This window comes from Phorcysia thermohydrogeniphila, from assembly GCF_004339575.1.
In the GTDB taxonomy this organism is placed as follows: domain Bacteria; phylum Aquificota; class Aquificia; order Desulfurobacteriales; family Desulfurobacteriaceae; genus Phorcysia; species Phorcysia thermohydrogeniphila.
In genome coordinates this window covers 1-3098 of the sequence record NZ_SMFV01000008.1, presented here as the reverse complement: position 1 = coordinate 3098, position 3098 = coordinate 1, and the positions used below count along the sequence as shown (strand labels likewise).

General features: G+C 62.3%; 2 rRNA genes. Both read left to right on the top strand.

Annotated elements, in window-relative coordinates:
* Positions 1–2928 (top strand): 23S ribosomal RNA (locus CLV27_RS08445).
* 53 nt (positions 2929–2981) lie between these two features.
* A 5S ribosomal RNA gene (rrf, locus tag CLV27_RS08440) occupies positions 2982–3098 on the top strand.

Here is a 3098-nt window from a genome sequence, read left to right as displayed (position 1 = left end):
CGAAGGGCGTGGCAAGCTGCGATAAGCCCCGGCGAGGCGCAGGCAGCCGATGACCCGGGGATGCCCGAATGGGGAAACCCGGCGGGCAGAAAGCCCGTCATCCCGCTTTTGCGGGAGGCGACACCCCCCGAACTGAAACATCTTAGTAGGGGGAGGAAAGGAAATCAACCGAGACTCCCCGAGTAGCGGCGAGCGAAAGGGGATCAGCCCAAACCGGATGGGTGTTAAAGCCCGCAGGCGTTGCCCATCCGGGGTTGCGGGACGTGCCTGGAGGAGGCTGCGGACTCCTCGGGGAGTTACAAAAGGTTGGGGTAGCCGAACGGTCCTGGAAAGGCCGGCCGTAGAGGGTGAAAGCCCCGTAGGCGAAACTCCAACCTCTCCCTGGGGCACGATCCCGAGTACCGCGGGACACGAGGAATCCTGCGGGAAGCAGGGGGGACCACCCTCCAAGGCTAAGTACTCGCTGGCGACCGATAGCGCATAGTACCGTGAGGGAAAGGTGAAAAGAACCCCGGGTAGGGGAGTGAAATAGAACCTGAAACCGTGTGCCTACAAGCGGTCGGAGGGGGGACTTTAAGTCCTCCTGACGGCGTACCTTTTGCGTAATGGGCCAGGGAGTTACTCTCGGCGGCGAGGCTAAGCCGTGAGGCGGAGCCGTAGGGAAACCGAGTCCGAATAGGGCGTTAAGTCGCCGGGAGTAGACCCGAAACCGTACGATCTACCCATGGCCAGGGTGAAGTCCGGGTAACACCGGATGGAGGCCCGAACCCGTCGGTGCTGAAAAACCGTGGGATGAGCTGTGGGTAGGAGTGAAAAGCTAATCGAGTACGGAGATAGCTGGTTCTCCCCGAAATAGCTTTCAGGCTAGCCTCACGGATGAGTCTGCCGGAGGTAGAGCTACTGGTGGAGCTAGGGCCCCGAAAGGGGTACCGAACTCCGCCAAACTCCGAATGCCGGCAGATGCTCCGTGGGAGTCAGTCCGCGGGGGATAAGCTCCGTGGACGAGAGGGGAACAGCCCAGACCGCCAGCTAAGGTCCCTAAGTGGTGGCTAAGTGGGAAAGGAAGTGCGCCCGCTAAGACAGCCGGGAGGTTGGCTTAGAGGCAGCCATCCTTTAAAGAGTGCGTAACAGCTCACCGGTCGAGCGGGCGTGCGCCGAAAATGTAGCGGGGCTTAAGCCACCCACCGAAGCTGCGGGTTCACCTCCTTAGGGAGGTGAGCGGTAGGGGAGCGTTCCCTGCGGGTTGAAGTCGCACCGGGAGGTGCGGTGGACTGCAGGGAAGTGAAAATCCTGGCATGAGTAGGCGATAAGGGAGGTGAGAAGCCTCCCCGCCGAAAGCCCAAGGTTTCCAGGGGAAGGCAAGTCCGCCCTGGGTTAGCCGGCCCCTAAGGCGAGGCCGAAAGGCGTAGCCGATGGGAAGCGGGTCAACATTCCCGCGCCACTCCGGCGGAGCGATGGGGGTGACGCAGGAGGATAGCCCGACCCGGGCGATGGTAGACCCGGGCCAAGGTAGTAGGGGGAGGGCGCAGGCAAATCCGTGCCCTCGTTAACCCCGAGAACTGATGGGGAGCCCCATTATGGGGCGAAGCGGGCGACTCCACACTGCCGAGAAAGAACCCCTAAGCGATGAAGCCGGAGTGACCGTACCGGAAACCGACACAGGTGGGCGGGCGTAAGAGCGCCAAGGCGTTCGGGGGAACCCTCCGTAAGGAACTCGGCAAATTGGCCCCGTAACTGCGGGAGAAGGGGCGCCCTTGGGGGTGTAGGAGCATGCCTCCGAAGCTCCTGAGGGCCGCAGAGAATAGGCGGTGGCGACTGTTTACCAAAAACACAGGTCTCCGCAAACTCGTAAGAGGACGTATGGGGACTGCAACCTGCCCAGTGCCGGAAGGTTAAGGGGAGGGGTGCAAGCCCCGAACCGAAGCCCCGGTAAACGGCGGCCGTAACTATAACGGTCCTAAGGTAGCGAAATTCCTTGTCGGGTAAGTTCCGACCTGCATGAATGGTCCAACGACTGCCGCACTGTCTCGCGGAGGGTCCCGGCGAAATTGTAGTCAGGGTGAAGATGCCCTGTACCCGTGGCAGGACGGAAAGACCCCGTGAAGCTTTACTGCAGCCTGGCGTTGTGTCTTGGTCTGTCCTGCGCAGGATAGGTGGGAGCCGAGGAAGTCCCCGCTCCGGCGGGGATGGAGGCGCCGGTGAGATACCACCCTGGACAGGCTGAGGCACTAACTTAGGGCACTGGAGCGTGCCCGAGGACAGCGTCAGGTGGGCAGTTTGACTGGGGCGGTCGCCTCCTAAAAGGTAACGGAGGCGCCCAAAGGTCCCCTCAGCGCGGTCGGCAATCGCGCGTAGAGTGCAAGGGCATAAGGGGGCTTGACTGCGAGGCCGACAGGCCGAGCAGGGGGGAAACCCGGGCCTAGTGACCCGGCGGTTCTGAGTGGAAGGGCCGTCGATCAACGGATAAAAGCTACTCCGGGGATAACAGGCTGATCGGTCCCGAGAGCTCACATCGACGGACCGGTTTGGCACCTCGATGTCGGCTCGTCCCATCCTGGGGCTGAAGCAGGTCCCAAGGGTTGGGCTGTTCGCCCATTAAAGGGGCACGCGAGCTGGGTTCAGAACGTCGTGAGACAGTTCGGTCCCTATCCGCCACGGGCGCAGGAGGCCTGAGGGGAGCTGCTCCTAGTACGAGAGGACCGGAGTGGGGGCACCTCTGGTGTACCGGTTGTGGTGCCAGCCGCACCGCCGGGTAGCCATGTGCCTACGGGATAACCGCTGAAGGCATCTAAGCGGGAAGCCCACCCCAAGATTAGGCCTCCCTCCCCGGAAAGGGGGTAAGGCCCCTTGGAGACTACGAGGTTGATAGGCCGCAGGTGGAAGCCCGGCAACGGGTGGAGCTGAGCGGTACTAATCGGCCGAGAGCCTCAGCCTGCTGTCTATCAGGTATCTCAGCTCTCTTATTCGTCTGTCAAAGAAAGCCTGGTGCCCATAGCGGCGGGGAAACACCCGTTCCCATTCCGAACACGGAAGTTAAGCCCGCCAGCGCCGATGATACTGCCCTGGAGACGGGGCGGGAAAGTAGGGCGGTGCCAGGC